Genomic DNA, 23,668 nt, shown 5'->3' with positions numbered 1-23,668 from the left:
TGTCTATAATCCTTGATTCCCCGTCGTCTGCGATGAACCATGCCCGACCCCGGTTTCCTGCACGCCCTGGAACAGCGCCGCTCGGTCCCGTCCCTGCAGTTGGGGGAGCCCGGCCCGGACCAGGCCACCCTGCTGAAGATGCTGGCCGCGGCGGTGCGGGTGCCCGACCACGGCAAGCTGGTGCCGTTCCGCTTCCTGCGCCTGCAGGGCGATGCCCGGCACGCGCTGGGCGAATTCGTCGCCCGTCGCAGCCATGAACGCGACCCACAGGCGGCCACGGCGGTGGTCGAAAAGGACCGCAAGCGCTTCTCGCATGCGCCGCTGGTCATCGCGGTGGTCGCCCGGTTGCAGGACCACCCCAAGGTGCCCGAGCAGGAACAATTGCTGAGCGCCGGCTGCGCCTGCTTCGCCCTGCTGCAGGCCGCGCAGGGCTTCGGCTTCGGCGCACAGTGGCTGACCGCGTGGATGGCCTACGACGCCGAGGTCGCCCGCCACCTTGGCCTGACCGGCAACGAGCGCATCGTCGGCTTCGTCCACATCGGCACGCCGAAGCTGCAGGTGCCCGAGCGCGAGCGGCCGGACCCGGCCGCGCTGCTGGAAGACTGGCGGCCGTGAACGCGCTGGCGCCGCGCCGGCCGCTGTACCTGGTCGACGCCAGCCTGTACGTGTTCCGCGCCTGGCACTCGATGCCCGACGAATTCCAGGATGCGCAGGGCTGGCCGACCAACGCGGTGCACGGCTTCGCCCGCTTCCTGCTGGAACTGCTCGAACGCGAGCGCCCGGCGCACATCGCCATCGCCTTCGACGAGGCGCTGGACAGCTGCTTCCGCCACCAGCTGTACCCGGCCTACAAGGCCAACCGCGAACCGGCGCCGGAAGCGCTGCGCCGCCAGTTCGCGCACTGCAAGGCGCTGTGCGCGGCGCTGGGCCTGGGCGTACTGGCCGACCGCGACTACGAGGCCGACGACCTGATCGGCAGCGCCCTGCACGCCAGCCGCGGCGACGCATCGCGCGGGGTGATCGTGTCGGCCGACAAGGACCTGTCGCAGCTGCTGGGCGAACACGACGAGCAGTGGGACTACGCGCGCAACCAGCGCTGGGGCGCGGCCGGGGTCAAGGCGCGGCACGGCGTGCACGCGCACCAGATCGCCGACTACCTGGCGCTGTGCGGTGATGCGGTGGACAACATCCCCGGCGTGACCGGCATCGGCGCCAAGTCGGCGGCGGTGCTGCTGGCGCACTTCGGCAGCCTCGACGCGATGCTGCAGCGGATCGACGAAATCCCGTTCCTGCGCCTACGCGGCGCCGCGCAGATGGCCGCGCGGCTGCGCGAGCAGCGCGAACAGGCGCTGCTGTTCCGGCAATTGACGACCATCGCGCTCGATGCGCCGCTGGCCGCGGCCACGCCCGGCTTCGCGCGCGGCGCGGCCGATGCCGACATGCTCGCCGGGCTGTGCCAGGCGCTGCGCTTCGGCCCGCTGACCCGGCGCCGGCTGCTGGCCGCGGCCGGGCTGGACCTCCCTTCCCCTCCCGCCAGCGAGTTCGCATGAGCCACGACAACACCTCCGAACCCCGCGTCGTCTACGAAGGCAGGTACCAGCGCATGCTGGTGCGCGGCAGTTGGGAATACAGCGAGCGTACCCATGCCGGCGGGCTGGCGGCGATCATCGTCGCGGTCACCCCGGAGGACGAGGTGCTGTTCGTCGAGCAGTTCCGCGTGCCGCTGCAGGCGCGCACCATCGAGATGCCGGCCGGGCTGGTCGGCGACATCGACGCCGGCGAATCCATCGAGGACTCGGCCGTCCGCGAGCTGGAGGAGGAAACCGGCTGGACCGCCGACCATGCCGAAGTGCTGATGATCGGCCCCACCTCCTCCGGCGCCAGCAGCGAGAAGATCGCCTTCGTCCGCGCCACCGGCCTGCGCAGGGTCGGCGCCGGTGGCGGCGACGACAGCGAGGACATCACCGTGCATGCCATCCCACGCGCCCGCGCCGCGGCTTGGCTGGTGCAAAAGATGGCCGAAGGCTACGAGCTGGACGCCAAGCTGTGGGCGGGGCTGTGGATGATCGAGCATCACCTGGACGGCCGCCCACGATGAACCTGCACGCAAACCCGGCCGGAAGTCCGATCACGGCCGTCGCGTCCCTGCTTGGCCGCGACGACCCGCCGCCGTTTACCGTGCACAACCCGCACGGCGCCTCGCCGTTCATGCTGCTGGCCGACCACGCCGGGCAACGCGTGCCCGCGGCGCTGGGCAACCTCGGCCTGCCGCAGGCGGAGCTGGACCGGCACATCGGCTGGGACATCGGCATCGCCGGCACCACCGTCGAACTGGCACGACGGCTGGATGCGTTCGCCATCGAACAGACCTGGTCGCGGCTGGTGATCGACTGCAACCGGCCGCTGGCTTCGCCCACGCTGATACCCGAAACCAGCGACGGCACCCTGGTGCCGGGCAATGCCGGGCTGGATTCCGCGCAGCGGCAGCAACGCATCGACGCCATCCATGCGCCCTACCACGCGCGCATCGCCGCCGAACTGGACCGCCGCCGCGACGCCGGCCAGCCCACCCTGCTGGTGATGATGCACAGCTTCACCCCGGTGATGAACGGCCATCCGCGCCCGTGGCATTGCGGCGTGCTGTACCACCGCGATGCGCGCTTCGCCCACGCATTGCGCGACGCGCTGCGCGCCGAGGGCGACCTCGACGTCGGCGACAACCAGCCGTATGCGGTCAGCGACAGCAGCGACTATGCGGTGCCGGTGCACGGCGAGGGCCGCGGGCTGCTGCACGTGGAGCTGGAAATCCGCCAGGACCTGATCGCCGACGCCGCCGGCCAGCAGGCATGGGCGGCGCGGCTGGAACGGTTGTTCACGGCCCTGCAGCCGGCATTGCCGGCGTAGATGCGGGGATTGCCCCGCATGGGGCTTTCCCGGTGGAGCTTCATGCGGGGCAAGCCCCGCATCTACGGAAGCGCATGGTCGTAGGTCGGGGTTACACCCCCGACGCACGGGATACCTGGAGGTGCGCGTCGGGGATGTAACCCCGACCTACGTGCGTGCGCCCTCCCGGCGAGAGAGGGCCACGCGTCGATCGGATCAGGCGAAGCCGTCGGTCGCGCGCACCAGCGCATCCACGTTCTCGGCCTCGAACGCCGAATGGCCCGAGGCCGGGGTGATGTGCAGCTGCGCCTTCGGCCAGGCCTTGTGCAGGTCCCAGGCGTTGGCCAGCGGGCACACCACGTCGTAGCGGCCGTGCACGATCACGCCGGGGATGTCGGCGATGCGGTGGGCGTCGCGCAGCAGTTGGTCCTCGACCTCGAAGAAGCCGCCGTTGACGAAGTAGTGGTTCTCGATGCGTGCAAAGGCCAGCGCGAAACGCGGGTCGGCATGGCTGTCGGCGAAGTCGGCGTCCACGTGCAGGAAGCTGGTGGCGCCTTCCCACACGCTCCATGCCTTGGCCGCGGCCAGCCGGGTGGCCTCGTCGTCGCTGGTCAGGCGGCGGTGGAAGGCCGAGATCAGGTCAAAGCGCTCCACTGCCGGGATCGCACCCACGTAGTGCTCCCACGCATCCGGGAACAGGCGGTTGGCGCCTTCCTGGTAGAACCACTCCAGTTCCCAGCGGCGCAGCATGAAGATGCCGCGCAGCACCAGCTCGGTGACGCGCTGTGGGTGGGTTTGGGCATAGGCCAGCGCCAGCGTCGAACCCCAGCTGCCGCCGAATACCTGCCACCTGTCGATGCCCAGATGCCCGCGCAGCTTCTCGATGTCGGCCACCAGGTCCCAGGTGGTGTTGTCCACCAGGTCCGCGTGCGGGGTGGAGCGGCCGGAGCCGCGCTGGTCGAACAGCACGATGCGGTACTTCGCCGGGTCGTGGAACTGGCGCATTTTGTCGGTGCAGCCGCCGCCGGGCCCCCCGTGCAGCATCACCACCGGCTTGCCGTCGGGGTTGCCGCATTGCTCGTAGTACAGCACGTGGCGGTCGTCGACCTTGAGCGTGCCGGTGTCGTAGGGGGCGATTTCGGGATAAAGCGTGCGCATGCGCGGCCTCGCGGTTGAACGAGCGCTGATTGTAGGCGGCGGGGGCGCGGCGCGGGCGCGCGCTCAGCCCACTACGCGGTTGCGGCCTTCGCGCTTGGCCCGGTACAGCTGGCGGTCGGCGGCAACCAACAGGCTGCGCGCGTCGTCGCAGCCCGGCTGCAGGTGGGCCGCGCCGATGCTGATGGTCACCGGCACGGGGCTGCCGTCGGGCGCGCCGACCTGCATTTCGGCGACGCGGGCATGCAGTTCCCGCAACCGGCGCAGCGCATCGTGGCGGCCCATGCCTTCCAGCACCAGCAGGAATTCTTCGCCGCCGTGGCGCGCGGCGAACACCATGCCGGCACAGTCGTCGTCGCCGCGCAGTACCGTGGCGATCCGCTGCAGCACGTGGTCGCCGACCTCGTGGCCGTGGTTGTCGTTGATGTGCTTGAAGTGGTCGACGTCGGCCAGCGCCACGCACAGCGGCGTCACCGCGCTGCGGGCGCGGGCCACGGCCTGCTGCAGGCGGCGGTCGGCGGCGCGGCGGTTGGGCAGGCCGGTGAGCTCGTCATGCGTGGCCTGGTGCTCCAGCCGCTGCATCAGGCTGCCGCGCTCGCGGTCGGCCGCCTCCAGCGCGCGGTTCTTCTCGCTCAGCTCCTCGGTGCGGACGCTGATCTCGCGATGCAGCCGGCGCTGGTTGCGGCGGTAGCTGGCGGTATGCAGCCAGAAGCCCAGCGCCACCGCGCCGGCCAGCAGCAACAGGCCGAGCAGACGCGAGGACGGGCGCTTCCACAGCGGCGGCACCACTTCCAGCGCCATCACCGCCGAACCGATGGACTCCTGCCGCGTCCAGTCCAGCGGCAGGGTCATGGCCTGCACTTCCAGCCGGTAACGGCCCGGCGGCAGGTTGGTGTAGAGCGCCTCGGTACCGGCGCCGGCCTCCACCCAGCCGGCGTCGAAGCCGTGCAGGCGGTAGCGGTAGCGCAGCTTGTCCGGGGCGCGGAAGTTCAACGCGGCATAGCCGACGGCAAGCCGGCGGGTGCCCGGACCAAGCTGCAGGCCGGCCTGCAGCGGTTGCTCGACCCCATCCACCGCCAGGCTCTCGAACACCACCGGCGGCACCCGGCCGTCGTCGTGGCCGGCGATCCGCGGGTCGATCAGGCCCAGGCCGGCCGAAGTCGGGAACAGCAGCGCGCCGTTGTCGGCACGCCAGCCGGACGGCATCGAGGCGCCGTTGCCCTGGTTGCCGGGCATGCCGTCGCTGCGGTCGACCACGTGCACCGCCAACAGCCGCCGCGTGCCGGCATCGATCTGGTCGAACTCCCCGCGCGCCACCCGGAAGATGCCGTGGTTGCTGGACAGCCAGAAGTTGCCGCGCTGGTCGTCGAGGATGCGGAACAGCTTGTCGCGCGGCAGGCCGTGGCGGTGGTCGTAGACATGGAACGTATCGCCGCGCATGCGCAGCAGGCCGCGGTCGCTGGCGATCCACAGGTCGCCGGCCGCGTCGCGCAGGAAATCGAACACGTACTGGGCCGGCATGTCGCGCCCGCCGGCCCAGCGACGGATGGCGCCGGTGCCGTCCAGCGCCGCCATGCCGCCGGTGGTGCCTATCCACAAGGTGCCGTCGACATCGCGGTACAGCGCCTGCACCACCGATTGCGGCTGGCCCTGGCTGTCCAGCCATGATTCAAGGTGGCCATCGTGGTAACGGGCCAGGCCGTGGGTACCGCCGATCCACACGCCACCCCCGGCGTCGGCCAGCACCGCCCGCACCATCGGTTCGGTGTGCTCGCCCAGGCGGATCCGCTCGCGCACCCGGCCCTGCATGTCGAGCCGCAGCACGCCCCGGTCATAGGTACCGGCCCACAGCATGCCGTCGCGGTAGTCCAGCGACAGCACCGAGGGATCGCGGCCGCCGTCCGGCACCAGTCCGATCGTCTGCATCCTGCCCTGGTACCAGCGGTTCAGGCCGCCGGCGTGGCCGATCCACAACGCGCCGTCGTCGCTCTGCAGTACCGAGCGGACGTAATCGCTGCCCAGCCCGTCCTCCTGGGTGAGGCCGACCGCGGCCACCTCCGCCACCCGGTACAGGCCATCGGTGCTGCCCACCCACACCAGCCCCTCGCGGTCCTCGAGAAGCGCCTGGCCGACGGTGCCCGGCACCTGCAGCCGTTCGTCGCCGCCATTGCTGCGCCGTACCAGCTGACCGCTGGAGAAATTCATCCAGATCGCGCCGAGGCGGTCGCGCAGTACCGCGTCGACCCGCTGCCCGGGCCGGAAGTGCTCGACCCGGCCATCGGCATGGCGCCAGCGCACGCCATCGTCGCCGCCGGCGAGCCAGCCGCCCTCGCCGTCGCGGGCGAGCGCACGCACCAGTTCCGTACCCAGCCAGTCCACGCCCCAGCCACTGGCCTGCCCGTCGCGCAGGCGCGTCACGCCGCCCGCTTCGGTGGCGACCAGCAGGCCGCCTTCGCCATCGGCCACCAGGGTGATGACGCGCGCGGCCGGCAGCCCGGCCGCGGCGCCGGCATCGTGCAGGTAGCCATCTCCGTCCATCCGCAACAGGCGCTTGGCCGAGGCGATCCACAGCACGCCGTCGCGGTCGCGCAGCATCCCGGACACCGGCAGGTGGTGCGCCTCCTCCTCCGCGCCCAGTGGCTGCCAGCGTCCCCGGTAATAACGGAACACGCCATCGGCGGCGGTGCCGAACAGCACGCCGCCATCGTCCTCGGGCAGGATGCTGAACACGCCCGACAGCTCCGCTCCCGGCGTGTTCTGGCGGTCGAATGCGGTGAAATGGCGGCCGTTGAAGCGGACCACGCCTTCCCAGGTGCCGGCCCACATGAAGCCGTCGCGGTCCTGTGCGACGACGTGCACCATGTTGTGCGGCAGGCCGTCGTCCATCGTCCAGCCGCTGACCATGTAGTGGCGGCCGTCGTTGCCCCACGCGGCCGGGAGCAGCAGGCACAGGCACAACAGCGCCAGCCGGCGGCACGAGCGAATGGCCCTTCCCGTCATGTGACCGCGACCGCTCGACAAAGCCAACCCTCCGGCGACCGCGGCCGGTGCCCCCTGCACCGGCCGTCGCGCCAATCTACCATCCGCGGCCCCGGCACGGCGCCGCGGCGGTGGGGGTCAGGCGTCGGCTTCGTCCGGGTGCACCCGGAACCAGGCCGCATACAGCGCCGGCAGGAACACCAGGGTCAGCACCGTGCCGACGATCAGCCCGCCCATGATCGAGATCGCCATCGAGCCGTAGAACGCGCTGCGCGACAGCGGGATCATCGCCAGCACCGCGGCCAGCGCGGTCAGCACGATCGGGCGGAAGCGGCGCACGGTGGCATCGATGATGGCGTGCCAGCGGTCGTGGCCGGCGTCGATGTCCTGCTGGATCTGGTCCACCAGGATCACCGAGTTGCGCATGATCATGCCGGCCAGGGCAATGGTGCCGAGCAGCGCGACGAAGCCGAACGGCACCCGGAAGATCAGCAGGAACAGGGTCGCGCCGATGATGCCCAGCGGTGCGGTGACCAGCACCATCGCCGCGCGCGAGAAGCTGCGCAGCTGCAGCATCAGCAGGGTGACCACCACGATCAGGAACAGCGGCATGCCGGCCTTGATCGAGTTCTGCCCGCGCGCCGAATCCTCCACCGTGCCGCCCACTTCCAGCAGGTAGCCGTCCGGCAGCGCGGCGCGGATGTCGTCCAGCGTCGGCAGGATCTGCGCGGTCACCTCCGGCGGCAGCAGGCCGTCGCCGATGTCGGCGCGCACGGTGACGGTGGGCAAGCGGTTGCGGTGCCAGATGATGCCGTCCTCGAACACGTACTCCAGCCGGGCCACCTGCGACAGCGGCACCGCGGTGCCGCTGGGCGTGGGGATGGCCAGGCTGCCCAGCAGCTCCAACTGCGCGCGCTCGGCGTCCGCGCCGCGCAGCAGCACGCCGATCTGGCGGTTGCCCTCGCGGTAGGTACTCACTTCCAGCCCGGTCAACGCGCTGCCCAGGAACTGTGCGATCTGCGCGCTGCTCACGCCCAGCACGCGGGCGCGGTCCTGGTCGACCACCAGCCGCACCACCTTGCTCGGCTCGCTCCAGTTGAGGTTGACGTTGGTGGTGTGCGGGTTCTGCCGCACCTTGTCGGCCACCTGCCGCGCCAGCGCCTGCACCCGCTCGGGGTGTTCGCCGGAAACCCGGAACTGCACCGGGTAGCCTACCGGCGGGCCGTTCTCCAGCCGGGTCACGCGCAGCTGCACGTCGGCGAACTGCGGCACCACCTCCTTCAGCAGCCAGTCGCGCACGGCCTCGCGCGCATGGATGTCCTGTGCCAGCACCACGAACTGGGCGAAGTTGGTGGCCGGCAGCTGCTGGTCCAGCGGCAGGTAGAAGCGCGGCGAGCCGGTGCCGACGTAGCCGACGTAGTTGGCGATGCCCTCGCGCTTCTCCAGCAGCGCCTCAAGCTTGCGCGCCTGCGCCTGCGTGGCGGTCAGCGAGGCGCCTTCGGCCAGCTCGATGTCCACCATCAGCTCGGGCCGGGTGGAGTCGGGGAAGAACTGCTGCGGCACGAAGCGGAACATCGCCAGCGAGAACACGAACAGGCCGACGGTGGCCAGGATCACCAGCCAGCGCCGCCGCAGGCAGGCGTCGAGGAAGCGGCGGAAGCGCTGGTAGAACGCGCTCTTGTACGGGTCGTGGTCGTGCGCCAGCTGCTTGGGCGCGATCAGGTTGGCCAGCGCCGGGTTGCGGTCGGCCCAGCGCAGGCGCAGCGCGTGCCAGCGCCCGGCGAGGCTGCCCGGCTTCGGGGCCGTGCGGTTGTGCAGGTCCGGCAGCATCTTGTCGCCGAGGTACGGGATGAACAGCACCGCGGCGATCCACGACACCACCAGCGCGATGGTCACCACCTGGAACAGCGAGCGGGTGTATTCGCCGGTGCTGGAGGCGGCGGTGGCGATCGGCAGGAAGCCGGCGGCGGTGATCAACGTGCCGGTCAGCATCGGGAACGCGGTCGACTCCCACGCGAAGCTGGCCGCGCGCATCCGGTCGTAGCCCTGCTCCATCTTGGTCGCCATCATCTCCACCGCGATGATCGCGTCGTCCACCAGCAGGCCCAGCGCCAGCACCAGCGCGCCGAGGGAAATCTTGTGCAGGCCGATGTCGAACTGGTGCATGATGAAGAAGGTCATCGCCAGCACCAGCGGAATGGTCACGCCCACCACCAGCCCGGTGCGCAGGCCCAGCGAGAAGAAGCTGACCAGCAGCACGATCACCACCGCCTCGGTCAGCACCTGCACGAACTCGCCGACCGAGTCCTCCACCGCGTGCGGCTGGTCGGACACCTTGCGCAGCTGCATGCCGGCCGGCAGCGTCTGCTGCAGGCGCTCGAACTCGGCATCGAGGGTGGCGCCGAGCTTGAGGATGTCGCCGCCGTCCTTCATCGCCACGGCAATGCCGATCGCATCCTCGCCCATGAAGCGCATCTTCGGCGCGGCCGGGTCGGCGAAGCCGCGCCGGACCTCGGCAATGTCGCCCAGCCGCACGGTGCGGTCGCCGGCATGGATGGGGAAGGCGCGGATGTCGTCGACCGACTGGAACTGTCCGCTGACGCGCAGCTGCACGCGGTCGCTGGGCGTCTCGAACCAACTGGTGGGGACGATGGCGTTCTGCTCGGACAGCGCCTGTTGCACCTGCTGCATCGACACGCCCAGCGTGGCCAGCTTGGTGTTGGACAGCTCGACCCACACCTTCTCGTCCTGCAGGCCGACCAGGTCGACCTTGCCGACGTCGGCCACCCGCTGCAGCTCCAGCTGGATGCGGTCGGCGTAGTCGCGCATCAGCGCGTAGTCGAAGCCCTTGCCGGTGAGCGCGTAGATGTTGCCGAAGGTGTCGCCGAACTCGTCGTTGAAGAACGGCCCGACCACCTCGGCCGGCAGCTGCGAACGGATGTCGCCGACCTTCTTGCGCACCTGGTAGAACAGCTCGGGCACGTCCTTGGAGCGCATCGAGTCGCGCGCCATGAAGATCACCTGCGACTGGCCCGGGCGCGAGTACGACTGGATCGACTCGTACTGCCCGGTGTTCATCAACGCCTTCTCGATCGGCTCGGTGACCTGCCGCGACACCTGCTCGGCGGTGGCGCCCGGCCAGGCGGTCTGCACCACCATCGCCTTGAACGTGAACGGCGGGTCCTCGGACTGGCCGAGGTGCTTGTACGACCAGGCGCCGATGACCGCCATCGCCAGCATCGCGAACAGCACCAGCGGGCGGTTGTTGAGCGCCCATTCGGAAAGATTGAAGCGGCGCACGCGCTTACTCCTTGTCCGTGGTGGACGTGGCCGGCTTCAGCACGGGCCGGTTCTGGCGATCCACCGCCGTCACCGGCTGGCCTTCGCGCAGCAGGTGGCCGCCGGCGGCGACCACCCAGTCGCCAGCCTTCAACCCCGACAGTACCGGCACGCTGTCCGCGCCATAGGCGCCCAGCGCCACCTCGCGCAGGTGCACCGCGCCCTTGGCCGGGTCCACGACCCACACGCCGGCCTGCCGTTGCGACTTGCCCGGCTGCACCGCCGCCAGCGGCACGCTCAACGCGCCGCCCTCGGCATGGGCGGCGAACACGCGCGCGCTCTGCCCCAGCTCCACCGCGTCCAGCGCTTCGGCCGCCAAGCTCACCCGGGTGGCATAGGTACGCGCCTGCGCGTCGGCGGCCGGGGCGATCTCGCGGATCGTGCCGGGCCAGCGCCTGCCCGGCTGGTTCCACAATTCCACTTCCACCGCCTGCCCCACCGCGAAGTCGCGGATGCCGCTCTCCGGCAGCGCGATGGCGACCTCGCGGGCGCCGTCCGCGGCCAGCGTGTAGACCGGCTGGCCGGCGGCGACCACCTGCCCGGCCTCGGCCTGGCGGCTGGCGATCACCCCGTCGGCCGGCGCACGCAGTTGCGCGTAGCCGGCCTGGTTGCGGGCGACGTCGAGGTTCGAGCGGGCCGCGTCGGCCTGCCCCTGCGCCGCCTTCAGCGCGGCGTTCTGCGCATCCAGCGCCGAGCGGCTGACCAGTTGCTGCTCGGCCAGCGCGGCGTAGCGCTTCTGGTCGTCGCGGGCCCGCACCAGGTCGGCCTCGGCGGCGGCGTACTGCGCCTGCGCCGCGCGCGCCTGCAGGGCGTAGTCGGCCACGTCCAGTTCGGCCAGCAACTGGCCCTTCTTCACCCGCTGCCCGGCATCGACGTGGCGCCGCAGCAGGTTGCCGCCGACGCGGAACGACAATACCGCTTCCTCGCGCGCCCGCACTTCGCCGGGATAGGCGGTGGTGGCAACGTCACCACCACCGGGGTGGACGACCAATACCGGGACGGCAGCGGCGGGAGGGGTGTCCGGCTTGCCGCAGGCGGCCAGCAGCGTCGTCAGCAGGGCGGTGCCAATCCATCGAGCAGTATTCATGGGCGGGGGTCGCTTGGAGGGAGGGGGATGGCGTCAGCCATCATTATTGAACGCCCCGGTATGGTATAAATATCGAACTGATTGGTCTAGTATTGCCGCCATGTCTTCGCAGCACTCCACCTCCCCTGCCGCAAAGGCCACCACGCGTGGCGCCGGTCCCGGCCGCCCCAAGGACCTGGGCAAGCGCGCCGCGATCCTGGACGCGGCCAAGGAGATGTTCATCGAACTGGGCTTCAACGGCGTGAGCATGGACGGCATCGCCGCCCGCGCCGGCGTCTCCAAGCTCACCGTGTACAGCCACTTCGGCGACAAGGAAACGCTGTTCACCGAGGCCATCCAGGCCAAGTGCGCGGAAATGATGCCCGACGAGCTGTTCGTCACCGACAGCGAAGGCCCGTTGCGCGACCAGTTGCTGGGCATCGGCCATGCCTTCTTCGCCCTGATCGGCAGCGACGCGGCCATCGCCACCCAGCGCATGATGCTGACCCCGGACACCGACGACCGCATCCGCCAGATGTTCTGGCAGGCCGGCCCGCAGCGCACCACGTCCGCGCTGGCCGAGTTCCTCGGCGCCCGCGTGGCCCGCGGCGAGCTGGCCATCGGCGACCTGCAGCTGGCCGCGCGCCAGTTCTTCTGCCTGATCAAGGGCGAACTGCACACCCACATGATGTGCGGGCTGTGCCGCACGCCGGAACAGCACGACACCGACGCCCACATCGCCGCCAGCGTCGATTTCTTCATCCGTGCCTATGTTCCCCGCCCGTAACCTGAACGAACCGGAGGTCCCGATGACTTCCGGCACTGCGGGGCCGGCGGGGCCACGGCGATGCTTGCCCCGCAGCGCCTGCGCCAGCGGCTAAAATGGCCGGCCCACCGCGCCCGAACGACGAGAACCCATGACGATCGATTACTCCCACGCCCGCGAAATGATGGTCGAGCAGCAGGTACGTCCCTGGGACGTGCTGGATCTGCGCGTGCTGGACGTGCTGGCGCGGCTGCCGCGCGAGGCCTTCGTCGCCGAGTCGCACAAGGCACTGGCCTATGCCGACATCGAGCTGCCGCTGGGCCACGGCCAGAAAATGATGAAGCCGGTGGTCGAAGGCCGCATGCTGCAGGCGCTGGACCTGCAGCCGGGCGACGAGGTGCTGGAAATCGGCAGCGGCAGCGGCTTCGTCAGCGCCTGCCTGGGCGAACTGGCGCGCGAAGTGCTGAGCCTGGAAATCCAGCCGGAGCTGGCCGAAGGCGCCCGCCGCAACCTCGACGCCGCCCGGCTCGGCACCAACGTGCGCATCGAAGTGGCCGACGCCCTGCAGTGGCAGAGCCCGCGCCAGTTCGACGCCATCTGCGTCACCGCCGCGGTGGACACGCTGCCGGCGCAGTGGCTGCAGTGGCTGCGCCCCGGCGGCCGCCTGTTCGTGGTGCGCGGCCACTCGCCGGTGATGGAGGCGGTGCTGGCCAAGGCCGACGGCAGCATCGAATCCCTGTTCGAAACCGACATCGACTACCTGCGCGGCGCCGCCCCGGCCCCGCAGTTCCACCTCTGAAGCACACCCAAGGAAGCCGCAATGATCCGCCGATCCCTCGCCCTTGCGCTGGCTGTCGCCCTTGCCCCCCAGGCCGCCAACGCCGCCGACCTGATGCAGGTCTACGAAATGGCCCGCAACGGCGACCCGCAGCTGTCCGCGGCCGAATCCAACCGGCTGTACACCAAGGAAGGCCAGGTGCAGGCGCGCGCCGCGCTGCTGCCCTCGCTCAACGGCGAAGCCTCGCTGACCCGTTCCCGCGCCGAGGCCGACCACTCCCGGAACACCGGCTCGGTCGAATCGCGCCGCCGCAACTACAGCATCCAGGGCAGCCAGACGCTGTTCAACTGGAGCCAGTTCGCCAACCTGCGCGCGCAGCGTGACGTCAGCAAGGCCGCGGATTTCACCCTCGACTCGGCCAACGACGAGCTGATCGTGCGCACCGCCACCACCTACTTCAACGTGCTGGTGGCGATCGAATCGCTCAGCGCCGCGCAGACCAACGAAGCGGCCGCCAAGAAGCAGTTCGACTATGCCGACAAGCGCCTGGAAGTGGGCCTGGCCCCGATCACCGACGTGCACGAAGCGCGCGCCCAGTACGACCAGGCCCGCGCCGACACCATCCTGGCCCGCAACGCGCTGGAAGACGCCTACCAGGCCCTGACCGAACTGACCGGCCAGCCGGTGCGCGACATGCGCGGCCTGCCGGAGGATTTCCGCCCGGAACTGCCGGCCAACCGCGCCAACGTCGACCAACTGGTCGCCGACGCCATCACCCGCAACCCGGCGCTGAAGGCGCAGGAACTGCAGGTCAGCGCCGCCGAGGCCAGCGTCTCGGCCGCCCGCGGCGGCCACTACCCGACCCTGTCGCTGGGCGGCAGCTGGGGCAAGAGCGCCACCTGGGGCGACAGCGTCGGCAGCGGCTCGCTGAGCCCGGATGCGCGCAGCAACAGCATCGGCCTGACCCTGAACGTGCCGATCTTCGCCGGCGGCGCCACCCAGTCGCAGGTGCGGCAGGCACTGGCCCAGCGCGACATCACCCAGGACACCTACGAGCAGCAGAAGCGCGCGCTGGACCGCAACACCCGCAACGCCTATCAGACGCTGGTGGCCGGCGTCAGCGAAGTGGAAGCGCGCCGCTTGGCGGTGGTTTCCGCACAGAGCGCCTACGATGCCTCGCAGGTTGGCCTGGAAGTCGGCACCCGCACCGTGCTGGACGTGGTGCAGAACCAGCGCACCCTGTTCCAGGCGCAGCTGTACTACGCGCAGTCGCGCTACAACTACCTGCTCAGCCGCCTGCAGCTGAGCCAGGCCGTGGGCGACCTGGAAATCGACGAAGTGCAGGACATCAACCGCCTGCTCACCCAGAACGCCGAAGCGCGGCTGGAACCGGACGGCAGCGCCCAGTAAGCGCGCATCCATGCAACGAAGGGAAGGCGGGCACGATGCCCGCCTTCTTTGTTTCCGATGATGCGGTAGTGCCGGCCGCTGGCCGGCAACCTCGCATCACCCGACACCTTGCGATTGCCGGCCGCCGGCCGGCACTACGGCAGGCGCGGCTCGATCAATGCTAGCGTCCGCTCCAGCGCGCCACGGCCATTGGTGACCAGTTGCTGCCCGGCCTCGACCATGCGCTCGCGCGTGGCCGCGTCATCCAGCAACTGCAGTACCTCGCCGGCCACGCCATCGGCGTCGGGCTGGACGCGCAATGCGCCGGCCTCGTTCATGCGCCGCGAGATCTCGGAGAAGTTGTGCAGGTGCGGCCCGGTGACCACCGCCGTGCCCATCGCCGCCGGTTCCAGCAGGTTGTGCCCGCCGATGGCCTGCAGGCTGCCACCGACGAACGCCACCTGCGCGCAGGCGTAGAACTGCATCAGCTCGCCCAGCGTGTCGATCACGAATACCCGGGCATCGGCCGTTGGCCACTGCTGCGCGCCACGCGTGGCCACGTGCCAGCCCTGCTCGCGCGCCAGCGCCTCCGCCCTGGCGAAGCGCTCCGGGTGCCGCGGCGCCCACAGCAGCAGCGCATCCGGATGCTGCGCCAAAACCCGCGCATGGATGTCGACCACCGCCTGCTCCTCGCCCTCGTGGGTGCTGGCGGCGATCCACACCTTGCGCGAAGACGGCACATGCGCACGGAACGCCTGCAGCACCGCCGTCGGGTCCGGCGGATGGATCTCGAACTTCAGGTTGCCCAGCGCACGCACCTGTTCCGCCCGCGCGCCCAGTGCGATGAAGCGCCGCGCATCTTCCCGCGACTGTGCCGCCACGCAGGTCACGCCATGCAGGGCACGCGCGATCAGCGGACGCAGGAGACGATATCCCTTCAACGACCGCGCCGACAGCCGCGCATTGAGGATGTAGAGCGGGATGCCGCGGTCGCGGCAGCCGAACAGCAGGTTCGGCCACAACTCGGTTTCCAGGATCAGCGCCAGGCTCGGTTTGAAATGCCCCAGAAAGCGGTTGACGCTGTCGGGCACGTCATAAGGCAGGTAGACGTGCTCCACCGCCTCGCCCCACAACGCCCGCACCCGCTGCGAACCGGTCGGGGTGATGGTGGTGATGATCCAGCGGATGTCCGGGTGACGCTCGCGCAGCGCATTGACCAGCGGCGCGGCGGCATTGACCTCGCCCACCGACACCGCGTGCAGCCACACCCGCGGCTCCCCCGCACTCTGCGGATAGGAGGCGTAGCGCTCGTCCCAGCGCCTGAAATACTCGCGTACGCGGAAACCGCGCCAGATCAGGTGGTACACCGTGATCGGCAGCAGCAGGTAAAGCACGGCCGAGTACAGGCCGCGCAACAAAGTTTCGATGAAGTCCTTGCGCATGCCGCCAAGGATACGGGCAGGAGCGAGTGGAAAGGAGTAAGGGGTGGGGAAAGCCCGGACGCAGACTCTTTAGCCGTCCCCCCACCCGCACGCCTCCTCGCTCACTCATCTAAACTTCACCCATGTCCGATTCCCCCACCACCGCCACCCGGCCCTCGCCCTGGCAGCCACGTCATTGGCCAAGCTTCGCCGGGCTCGGCGTCGCGATGCTGGCCGCGCGCCTGCCGTGGATGCTGCAGCGTGCGCTCGGCCGCGGCATCGGTTGGCTTGCCCTGCACCTGGCACGCACCCGGCGGCGGGCGGCGGAAGTGAACCTGAGGCTGTGTTTCCCGGAACAGGACGAAGCCGGGCGGCAACGGCTGCTGCGCGACAGCTTCGATGCGCTGGGCGTGGGCATCTTCGAGTTCGCCCGCGCGTGGTGGGGCAGCATCGACACGATCCGCCCGCGGGTGCGACTGGAAGGATTGGAGCACCTGCAGGCCCTGCAGACCGAGGGACGCGGCGTGCTGCTGGTCTCCGGCCACTTCATGACGCTGGAAATGTGCGGGCGCCTGCTGTGCGACCACGTGCCGCTGGCCGGCATGTACCGTCGCTACCGCAACCCGGTGACCGAGTGGGCGGTGAAGCGCGGGCGCCTGCGCTATGCCTGCGCGATGTTCGCCAACGAGGACATCCGCGCCAGCGTGCGCCACCTCAAGAAAGGCGGCCTGCTGTGGTACGCACCGGATCAGGACATGCGCGGCAAGGAATCGGTATTCGTGCCGTTCTTCGGCATGCCCGCCTCCACCATCACCGCCACCCACCAGCTCGCGCGCCTGACCGGCTGCGCGGTGGTGCCGTATTTCCACCGTCGCGAAGGCGACCGCTACGTGCTGAGGATCGCACCGCCACTGGTGGATTTCCCCGGCGATGACGCCGTGGCCGATACCGCCCGCGTCAACGCCGCCATCGAGGACATGGTGCGCGAGGCCCCCGCGCAATACCTGTGGATCCACCGGCGCTTCAAGCGCCAACCGGAGGGACGCAGCACGTTCTATGCGAAAGAGGGAAACGGAAACCGGTAAGCATCGTTTCCATGCCTGCCTCCGCGTCCGTGCTTCACTCGTTCCTCGCCGTCAGCGCACCCGCATACAACGCCGCCAGCAACAGCAGCACGCTGCCCCAGAACGCCGAGTGGAAGGCCAGGTGGGTGTTGAATGGGAACACCGTGACCAGCAGCGCCAATGCCGCCGGGCGTGCGCGATCGCGCGCCGCGGCGTCGGCATAGCGCCAGGCGCGCCACGCCATCGCCGCGCCCATCAACCACAGCAACAGGCCCAGCAGGCCGGTTTCGCTGAGGATTTCCAGCACCAGCTGATGCGCATGCAGCGCCGGGCCATCGCCCCATTCGGTTCCCTGGCCGTGGGTCGGGTCGCACTCCGGCCAGGCATTGCGGAAGCCGCGCACGCCCACGCCATTGACCGGATGTTCGCGCACCATGCACAGCGCACCGCTCCAGATACGGCCGCGCCCGGCCAGGGCGGTGTTGATGTCGGCGGCCTTGCCGCTCAGCGCGGGCAGGGTCGCGGCGATGCGCTCGCGCACCTGCGTCGACCCCGTTCCCAATGCCGCCACGCCCAGCACGGCGGCCAGCACCGCCAGCGCCATCCAGCGCGCGCCCAGCAGGCGCCAGCCGGTGAACAGCAACACCAGCGCATAGGTGATCCACGAGGCACGCGAACCGGCCAGCAGTATCGCGACGCCGGCAAACATGGCGGCCACCGCCCAACCGATCCGCCCCCAGCACCGGCCCGCCAGCAGCAACAGAAACGGCGACAGGCTCGCCAGCACCTGCCCCAGCTTGGGATTGCAGGCGCCGAACACGCCATTGACGCGGCCGGAGCCGATCATGTCCTGCGGCAGGCACAGCGCATGGCCGGACAGCAACTGCTTGAGCTGGTCCAGCGACCAGAACAGCGGGCTGGCTGCAAACAGGGCCTGCAACAGCGCATCCAGCGACCAGATGCCTGCGATCACCGCCAGGCCGGCAAAGGTCACGCGCCGTCGCGCATCGTCGGCCACCGCCATCGCCACCAGCCACATGAACGGCAGGTAGCGCAGCCCGCCGGCCACCTTGCCCAGCGCCCGCCCTGGTTCCTGCGCATCCAGCGCGGACAACAACTGCGGCAACCAGTAGGCAAGGAACAGCACGCTGGTCAGCGCCCAGACCGGCACGCCCAGCGTCGCGCCAACGGCGCCACGCATGCGCGGCTGCAGCAACCGCACCACCGCGAACAGCGCCGCCAGTACCAGCACCGCCTCGGCAATGCCCGGCAGCGGCCACAGCGCGACGAAGGCCAGCACCCATGCCGGCGCCCAGCGCCCGGCAAGCGGCGCGGAAATGCGGGAAGTCGAGTCAGCCGGCAAGTTCGCCATAAACATCCAGGGTGGCGCGTTGCATCGCCTGCAGGGTAAAGGGAATCCGGCCGGGCAGCGCCGGGGGCGATTGCAGCAGTTCCTTCGCCCGTTGCACCAGGGCGGCCATGTCGCCCTGCATCACCGCGCCGGAAGGCTGCAGTTGCGCCAGCAGCTCGCCGACACCGCCGTGGTTCCAGCCCAGCACCGGGCGACCGACGCACAGTGCCTCCAGCACGGTGCGACCGAAGGCCTCGGGCTTGTCGGACAGTTGCAGTACCAGGTCGCTGGCCGCATAGGCCCGGGCGATGCGCACGGTGGGCTCGGTGATCGCCAGCGCCGCGCCGATGCCCAGCGTCGCGGCCTGCCGTTCGAGTTCGCGCACGTAGGCCTCGCGCCCCGGCTCGCGTGCGCCGGGCATCCACAGCCGCGCCGGCAGGCCATCGGCATGCAACCGCGCCAGCAACTGCAATGCATGGGCATGGCCCTTCAGGCGCGTACCGCGGCCCGGCAGCAGCAACAGCGGCCCATCACCGGCCAGTTGCGGATGCCGTTCTGCCACCGCCAGCCGCGGCCGGCGATCGCTGCGGGCCACGTGCGGGAATTGCGCCGCATCCACCCCTCGCGGGATCACCCGCAGGCGTTCCGGCGCGGTATCCGGGTAATGGCCGAGCAGGTAGTCGCGCACCGTCCGCGACACGCAGATCACCCGCTCGCCGCTGGCCATGATGGCGCTGTAGCGGCCCGGCGAATTCAAGCCGTGCATGGTCGTCACCCAGTGCGGCCGCCGTGCCTGCGGCAAGCCACGCAGCGCATGCCAGCCCAGCCACGCCGGCAGCCGCGAACGCGCGTGCACGATGTCGGCGCCGGTTTCGGCGAACAGCCGCCGCAGCGACGCCACGTGCCGCAAGGTCAGCAGGGATTTACGGCCAATGTCCAGCGTCAGGTGCTCGGCGCCGCTGTCCAGCAACGGCTGGACCAGGCGGCCGCCGGCGGAAACGACGATGGCGCGGTGGCCGGCCGCCGCCAGCGCCTGGGCGATTTCGAGGGTGGAACGCTCGACGCCGCCGGAGTGCAGTGCCGGCAGCAACTGCACCACGGTCAGGCGGCGCATCGTCGCGCTCAGTCGACCAACACGTACACCGCGCCGCAGTACGGGCAGGCGGCTTCGCCGCTGGGCTCGTCCTCGATCGGCAGGTAGACGCGCGGGTGCGAGTTCCACAGGGCCATTTCCGGCGTCGGGCAGCTCAACGGCAGGTCGGCGCGGTGCACGTCGTAACGCTTCTCGGCATTGGCGGGCGCGGTGGCGGTATGGCTCATGGCGTCATTCACACGGAAAATCGGGACCGGGCAATTCTAGCAGCGCCGGCGCCGGCAATATGCCGCCGCTACGTGCAGCTGCGGTTGCCCCGCGTCACAGCGGAACGGCCCGTCGCCGGGCGGTTGGGCACCCGGCCGGAAACGACAAGGCCGGCATCGGCCGGCCCTGTCATTGCGATCGCCTCTACCCGCTCAGCTGCCGCGTTCGGCTTCCATCTGCTTGCGGATCTGCGCATCGACCGCGGCGATGGCGGTCATGTTGAGGATGCGGCGGGCGCTGGCGCTGTTGGTCAGGATGTGCACCGGCTTGGAGGTGCCCATCAGGATCGGGCCGATCGCCACGCCGTCGGTGAACACGCGCACCAGGTTGTAGGCGATGTTGGCCGCCTCCAGGTTCGGCAGCACGAACAGGTTGGCGCGGCCCTTGAGGCTGCTGTCGGGCAGCAGCTTCTCGCGCAGCGCCTCGTCCCAGGCGGTGTCGCCCTGCATTTCGCCGTCCACGTTCAGCCGCGGGTTGCGCTTGAGCAACTGCTCGCGCACCTGCCGCATCTTCAACGCATCCCTGGAATCATGGCTGCCGAAGTTGGAATGCGACAGCAGCGCCACCTTCGGCTCGATGCCGAACAGCTTCATGCGGTAGGCCGCCTGCAGCGTGGACTCGACGATCTGCTCGACGCTGGGGTCTTCCTGCACGTGGGTATCGACGAAGAAGAACACGCCCTGCGAGTTGATCACGCCGGTCATCGCCGAGGTCGAGCTGACCCGCGGCTCCAGCGGGATCACGCTGCGCACGTAGCCCAGCTTCTTGTGGAAGCGGCCGACCACGCCGCTGAGCATGGCGTCGGCCTCGCCGCGGGCGACCATCACCGCGGCGATCAGGGTCGGCCGCGAGCGCAGCAGGTTCTTGGCCGCGGCCACGGTGACGCCCTTGCGACCGGTCAGGCCGTGGTAGTACTGCCAGTAGTCGTTGAAGCGCGGGTCGTCGTTGATGTTGGTGATCTCGAAGTCGACGCCCGGCTTCATGCGCAGGCCCATGCGCTCGATGCGCGCCTCGATCACGTCCGGGCGGCCGATCAGGATCGGGAAGGCCACGCCTTCGTCGATCACGTTCTGCACCGCGCGCAGCACCACCTCTTCCTCGCCCTCGGCATAGGCCACGCGCTGCTTGTCCGCGCGCGCCTGGTCGTGCACCGGCTTCATCAACAGGCTGGTGCGGTAGACGAACTGCGCCAGCTTCTGCCGGTAGGCAGCCATGTCGGCGATCGGCCGGGTGGCCACGCCCGAGTCCATCGCCGCCTGGGCGACGGACGAGGACAACTCCACCAGCAGGCGGCGGTCGAACGGGCGCGGGATCAGGTAGTCGCGGCCGAAGCTCGGCGTCTCGCCACCATAGGCCGCGCCAAGGTCGGAAGCCTCCTTGCGCGCCAGCGCGGCGATCGCGCGCACGCAGGCGATCTTCATTTCCTCGTTGATGATGGTCGCGCCCACGTCCAGCGCGCCGCGGAACAGGTACGGGAAGCACAGCGCGTTGTTGACCTGGTTCGGGTAGTCCGAGCGGCCGGTGCCGATGATCGCGTCGGCGCGCGCGGCGCGCGCCTCCTCCGGCATGATTTCCGGGGTCGGGTTGGCCAGCGCGAAGATCACCGGGTCGCGGGCCATGCTCCGCACCATGTCGGCGCTGAGGATGCCCGGCGCCGACAGGCCGAGGAAGATGTCCGCGCCCTCGACGACCTCGGCCAGAGTGCGCTTGTCGGTGTCGCGCGCGTAGCGCGCCTTCTCCGGGTCCAGCCCCGGGCGGCCGGTGTGGATCACGCCGTCGCGGTCGAAGGCCAGCACGTTCTCCGGCTTCACCCCCAGCGACACCAGCATGTTCACGCAGGAAATGCCGGCTGCGCCCATGCCGGTGGTGGCGACCTTGACCTCTTCGATCTTCTTGCCGGTGATGTCCAGCGCGTTGAGGATCGCCGCGCCGACGATGATCGCGGTGCCGTGCTGGTCGTCGTGGAACACCGGGATGTTCATGCGCTCGCGCAGCTTGCGCTCGACCACGAAGCATTCCGGCGCCTTGATGTCCTCCAGGTTGATGCCGCCGAAGGTCGGCTCCAGCGAGGCGATGATGTCGATCAGCTTGTCCGGGTCGTTCTCGTCGATCTCGATGTCGAACACGTCGATGCCGGCGAACTTCTGGAACAGCACGCCCTTGCCTTCCATGACGGGTTTCCCGGCCAGCGGGCCGATGTTGCCCAGGCCCAGCACCGCGGTGCCGTTGGAGATCACCGCGACGAGGTTGCCGCGCGCGGTCAGCTCGCTGGCCTGCTGCGGGTCGTCCTGGATCGCCTGACAGGCATAGGCCACGCCCGGCGAGTACGCCAGCGACAGGTCGCGCTGGGTCAGCATCGGCTTGGTCGCGGCGACCCGGATCTTGCCCGGCGGCGACATGCGGTGGTAATCGAGGGCGGCCTGTTTGAAATCTTCTTTGGACATCGACGTCAGGGGGCTGAATGGGCAAGAGCGGGACGCAGGATGATACCCCCGTTGGCTGAGCGGGACCTGTTGCGGTCATGTTGCGAACGCACAATCCGGAGGCGCATGTCATCGCCGTGACCGCGGGTTGTCCCGTGGGCGTGGTGATGCGTCATTGCATCGCTGATGGATGACAGCGGGATGCATGCGCTGCGGTACGGGAAACCACCCGCGTGGCCGCAGGTATGCGCATGGACAATGCGGACAGCGCCTGTCCCCACGGCAACCGGGAAGAATCGGATTTCCTCGATGACCGCCCAATTATAAAGAAAATAATTTTCATACATTCCCATATCGTGCTAAATAGTGATCTTCCGAGAAAACAGCACCCGGGAACGCACAAGGAAAGTCCACGATGGAAAATTACTTTCAAACGGATCGACCGCTGTCCGGCAAAGGGTTGCCGGCCGGCGGCCCGTGGACGCCGTCATCCATCGCCGCGGCGGGCGGGTCCATCCTGGCCGAGGACGTCAGCCTGCCGGTCGCGGTGCTGGAGGAACCGGCGCTGCGCCACAACCTGGAATGGATGCGCCGCTTCACCGCCGCCTACGGCGTGCAGCTGGCGCCGCATGGCAAGACCACGATGAGCCCGGCGCTGTTCCGCATGCAGCTCGACGCCGGCGCGTGGGGCATCACCCTCGCCACCGCGCCGCAGGCGGTGGCGGCCTTCGAGCACGGCGTGCGCCGCGTGCTGCTGGCGAACCAGTTGGTCGGCAAGGGCAATTTCGAGCTGATCGCCGATCTGCAGGCGCGCGATGCCGGGTTCTGGTTCGCCTGCGTGGTCGATTCGGCCGACAACGTGGCCGCGCTGGGACGGTATTTCGCCGCGCGCGGGCAATGCATCAAGGTGCTGCTGGAAATCGGCGTCGAAGGCGGTCGTACCGGCGTGCGCGATGATGCGCAGGCGCAGGCGGTGCTGGCGGAAATCACGCGCTGGCCGGGTGCGGTCACGCTGGTCGGCGTCGAAGTCTATGAAGGCGTGGCCAGGGAAGAGGCCGGCGTGCGCGCGGTGTTGCAACGCACGCTGGCGCAGTGGCGCGCGATCCGCGATGCCGGCGGTTTCGCACAATTGCCGGCGATCCTGTCCGGCGCCGGCTCGGCGTGGTTCGACGTGGTCGCCGAGGAATTCGCCGCGCTGTCCGGCGATGCCGATGCACAGGTGGTGCTGCGCCCCGGCTGCTACCTCACCCACGACGTCGGCATCTATCGCCGGGCCGCCGCGCGCATCCACGCAGGCAACCCGGTCGCGCGCGACATGGGCGAAAGCCTGCGCCCGGCGCTGCGGCTGTGGGCCTGCGTGCAGTCGCGGCCGGAACCGGGCAAGGCGATCGTCGCGCTAGGCAAGCGCGATGCCGCGTTCGACGCCGGTTTCCCGGTACCGGCATTGCATTACCGGCCCGATGCGGCGGCGCCCGCCGAAGCGCCGGCGCACTGGCAGGTCACCGCGATGATGGACCAGCACGCCTTCCTCGACGTGCACGCCGGCGACGACCTGCGCGTGGGCGACCTGCTGTGCTTCGACATCTCCCACCCCTGCCTGACCTTCGACAAGTGGCGCCACCTGCTGGTGGTCGATGCCGCGCACCGCGTCGTCGGCGCGGTGGACACCTGCTTCTGAGCCGCGCACGGAGCCT

General features: G+C 69.8%; 18 protein-coding genes. 9 read left to right on the top strand and 9 right to left on the bottom strand.

Annotated features, from left to right (window positions below; translation table 11 throughout):
• Nucleotides 1-39: 39 nt before the first annotated feature.
• From MIC98_RS05440 to MIC98_RS05425, 4 genes are read left to right on the top strand one after another with little or no spacing between them, the layout of a single operon-like run.
• Nucleotides 40-615, top strand: a complete 576-nt coding sequence (locus MIC98_RS05440) for a nitroreductase (protein WP_057641744.1) — start codon at nt 40-42, stop codon at nt 613-615.
• The gene (locus MIC98_RS05435; RefSeq protein WP_239736355.1) at nt 612-1,550 is read left to right on the top strand and encodes a 5'-3' exonuclease H3TH domain-containing protein; all 939 of its coding nucleotides are present in this window, start codon (nt 612-614) and stop codon (nt 1,548-1,550) included. The genes MIC98_RS05440 and MIC98_RS05435 overlap by 4 nt, the downstream gene beginning before the upstream one ends.
• Nucleotides 1,547-2,098 carry an NUDIX hydrolase gene (locus tag MIC98_RS05430; protein WP_057641746.1) on the top strand — a complete coding sequence of 184 codons (552 nt, stop codon included), beginning with the start codon at nt 1,547-1,549 and terminating at the stop codon, nt 2,096-2,098. Before MIC98_RS05435 ends, MIC98_RS05430 begins: the two co-directional genes overlap by 4 nt.
• The gene (locus tag MIC98_RS05425; protein WP_239736354.1) at nt 2,095-2,904 is read left to right on the top strand and encodes an N-formylglutamate amidohydrolase; all 810 of its coding nucleotides are present in this window, start codon (nt 2,095-2,097) and stop codon (nt 2,902-2,904) included. Before MIC98_RS05430 ends, MIC98_RS05425 begins: the two co-directional genes overlap by 4 nt.
• Nucleotides 2,905-3,099: 195 nt before the next feature.
• Here the strand turns inward: MIC98_RS05425 and pip are convergent, their stop codons facing one another.
• The 4 genes from pip to MIC98_RS05405 form a co-directional block, all read right to left on the bottom strand.
• Entirely contained in the window at nt 3,100-4,041 is a 942-nt protein-coding gene (gene pip / locus MIC98_RS05420; protein ID WP_239736353.1) for a prolyl aminopeptidase, read from the bottom strand.
• A gap of 63 nt (nt 4,042-4,104) precedes the next feature.
• On the bottom strand, nt 4,105-7,038 hold the full coding sequence (locus MIC98_RS05415) for a ligand-binding sensor domain-containing diguanylate cyclase (RefSeq protein WP_239736352.1): 2,934 nt from the start codon (nt 7,036-7,038) through the stop codon (nt 4,105-4,107).
• 117 nt (nt 7,039-7,155) lie between these two features.
• Nucleotides 7,156-10,317 (bottom strand): efflux RND transporter permease subunit, encoded by a 3,162-nt coding sequence (locus MIC98_RS05410; protein WP_345772150.1) that lies wholly within the window; start codon nt 10,315-10,317, stop codon nt 7,156-7,158.
• A gap of 4 nt (nt 10,318-10,321) precedes the next feature.
• Nucleotides 10,322-11,443: an efflux RND transporter periplasmic adaptor subunit gene (locus MIC98_RS05405; RefSeq protein WP_239736351.1), complete on the bottom strand. Its 1,122-nt coding sequence runs from the start codon at nt 11,441-11,443 to the stop codon at nt 10,322-10,324.
• Nucleotides 11,444-11,543: 100 nt separating this feature from the next.
• Between MIC98_RS05405 and MIC98_RS05400 the strand changes: the two genes are divergently transcribed.
• The 3 genes from MIC98_RS05400 to MIC98_RS05390 all read left to right on the top strand — a co-directional run bounded on the left by MIC98_RS05400 (nt 11,544) and on the right by MIC98_RS05390 (nt 14,376).
• Nucleotides 11,544-12,209: a TetR/AcrR family transcriptional regulator gene (locus MIC98_RS05400; RefSeq protein ID WP_239736350.1), complete on the top strand. Its 666-nt coding sequence runs from the start codon at nt 11,544-11,546 to the stop codon at nt 12,207-12,209.
• Between the two features lie 130 nt (nt 12,210-12,339).
• Nucleotides 12,340-12,987 (top strand): protein-L-isoaspartate O-methyltransferase, encoded by a 648-nt coding sequence (locus MIC98_RS05395; RefSeq protein ID WP_239736349.1) that lies wholly within the window; start codon nt 12,340-12,342, stop codon nt 12,985-12,987.
• Nucleotides 12,988-13,008: 21 nt separating this feature from the next.
• Nucleotides 13,009-14,376, top strand: coding sequence for a TolC family outer membrane protein (locus MIC98_RS05390; RefSeq protein ID WP_057641927.1), 1,368 nt, complete (start codon nt 13,009-13,011; stop codon nt 14,374-14,376).
• Between the two features lie 134 nt (nt 14,377-14,510).
• On the opposite strand, the gene waaA is transcribed toward MIC98_RS05390, so the two are convergent.
• On the bottom strand, nt 14,511-15,797 hold the full coding sequence (gene waaA / locus MIC98_RS05385) for a lipid IV(A) 3-deoxy-D-manno-octulosonic acid transferase (protein WP_239736348.1): 1,287 nt from the start codon (nt 15,795-15,797) through the stop codon (nt 14,511-14,513).
• 122 nt (nt 15,798-15,919) lie between these two features.
• On the opposite strand from waaA, the gene MIC98_RS05380 reads away from it, so the two are divergent.
• On the top strand, nt 15,920-16,861 hold the full coding sequence (locus MIC98_RS05380; RefSeq protein WP_239736347.1) for an LpxL/LpxP family Kdo(2)-lipid IV(A) lauroyl/palmitoleoyl acyltransferase: 942 nt from the start codon (nt 15,920-15,922) through the stop codon (nt 16,859-16,861).
• A gap of 34 nt (nt 16,862-16,895) precedes the next feature.
• Here the strand turns inward: MIC98_RS05380 and MIC98_RS05375 are convergent, their stop codons facing one another.
• From MIC98_RS05375 to MIC98_RS05360, 4 genes are all read right to left on the bottom strand, one after another.
• A complete protein-coding gene (locus MIC98_RS05375) occupies nt 16,896-18,212 on the bottom strand; it encodes an O-antigen ligase family protein (RefSeq protein WP_239736346.1) in 1,317 nt (438 codons plus the stop codon).
• Nucleotides 18,193-19,305, bottom strand: coding sequence for a glycosyltransferase (locus MIC98_RS05370; protein WP_239736345.1), 1,113 nt, complete (start codon nt 19,303-19,305; stop codon nt 18,193-18,195). Before MIC98_RS05370 ends, MIC98_RS05375 begins: the two co-directional genes overlap by 20 nt.
• Before the next feature lie 8 nt (nt 19,306-19,313).
• Complete coding sequence (locus tag MIC98_RS05365) at nt 19,314-19,511, bottom strand: zinc-finger domain-containing protein (RefSeq protein WP_057641932.1); 198 nt, start codon at nt 19,509-19,511, stop codon at nt 19,314-19,316.
• Between the two features lie 192 nt (nt 19,512-19,703).
• Nucleotides 19,704-21,995, bottom strand: a complete 2,292-nt coding sequence (locus MIC98_RS05360) for an NADP-dependent malic enzyme (RefSeq protein WP_239736344.1) — start codon at nt 21,993-21,995, stop codon at nt 19,704-19,706.
• Nucleotides 21,996-22,389: 394 nt separating this feature from the next.
• Between MIC98_RS05360 and MIC98_RS05355 the strand changes: the two genes are divergently transcribed.
• Nucleotides 22,390-23,652, top strand: a complete 1,263-nt coding sequence (locus tag MIC98_RS05355; RefSeq protein WP_239736343.1) for an amino acid deaminase — start codon at nt 22,390-22,392, stop codon at nt 23,650-23,652.
• Nucleotides 23,653-23,668 lie beyond the last annotated feature (16 nt).

Origin of the sequence: Stenotrophomonas sp. NLF4-10 (genome assembly GCF_022359915.1) — a bacterium.
In the GTDB taxonomy this organism is placed as follows: Bacteria; Pseudomonadota; Gammaproteobacteria; order Xanthomonadales; family Xanthomonadaceae; genus Stenotrophomonas; species Stenotrophomonas daejeonensis.
Note: the sequence above shows the minus strand (reverse complement) of the source record. Positions and strands in the feature narration are given on the sequence as shown.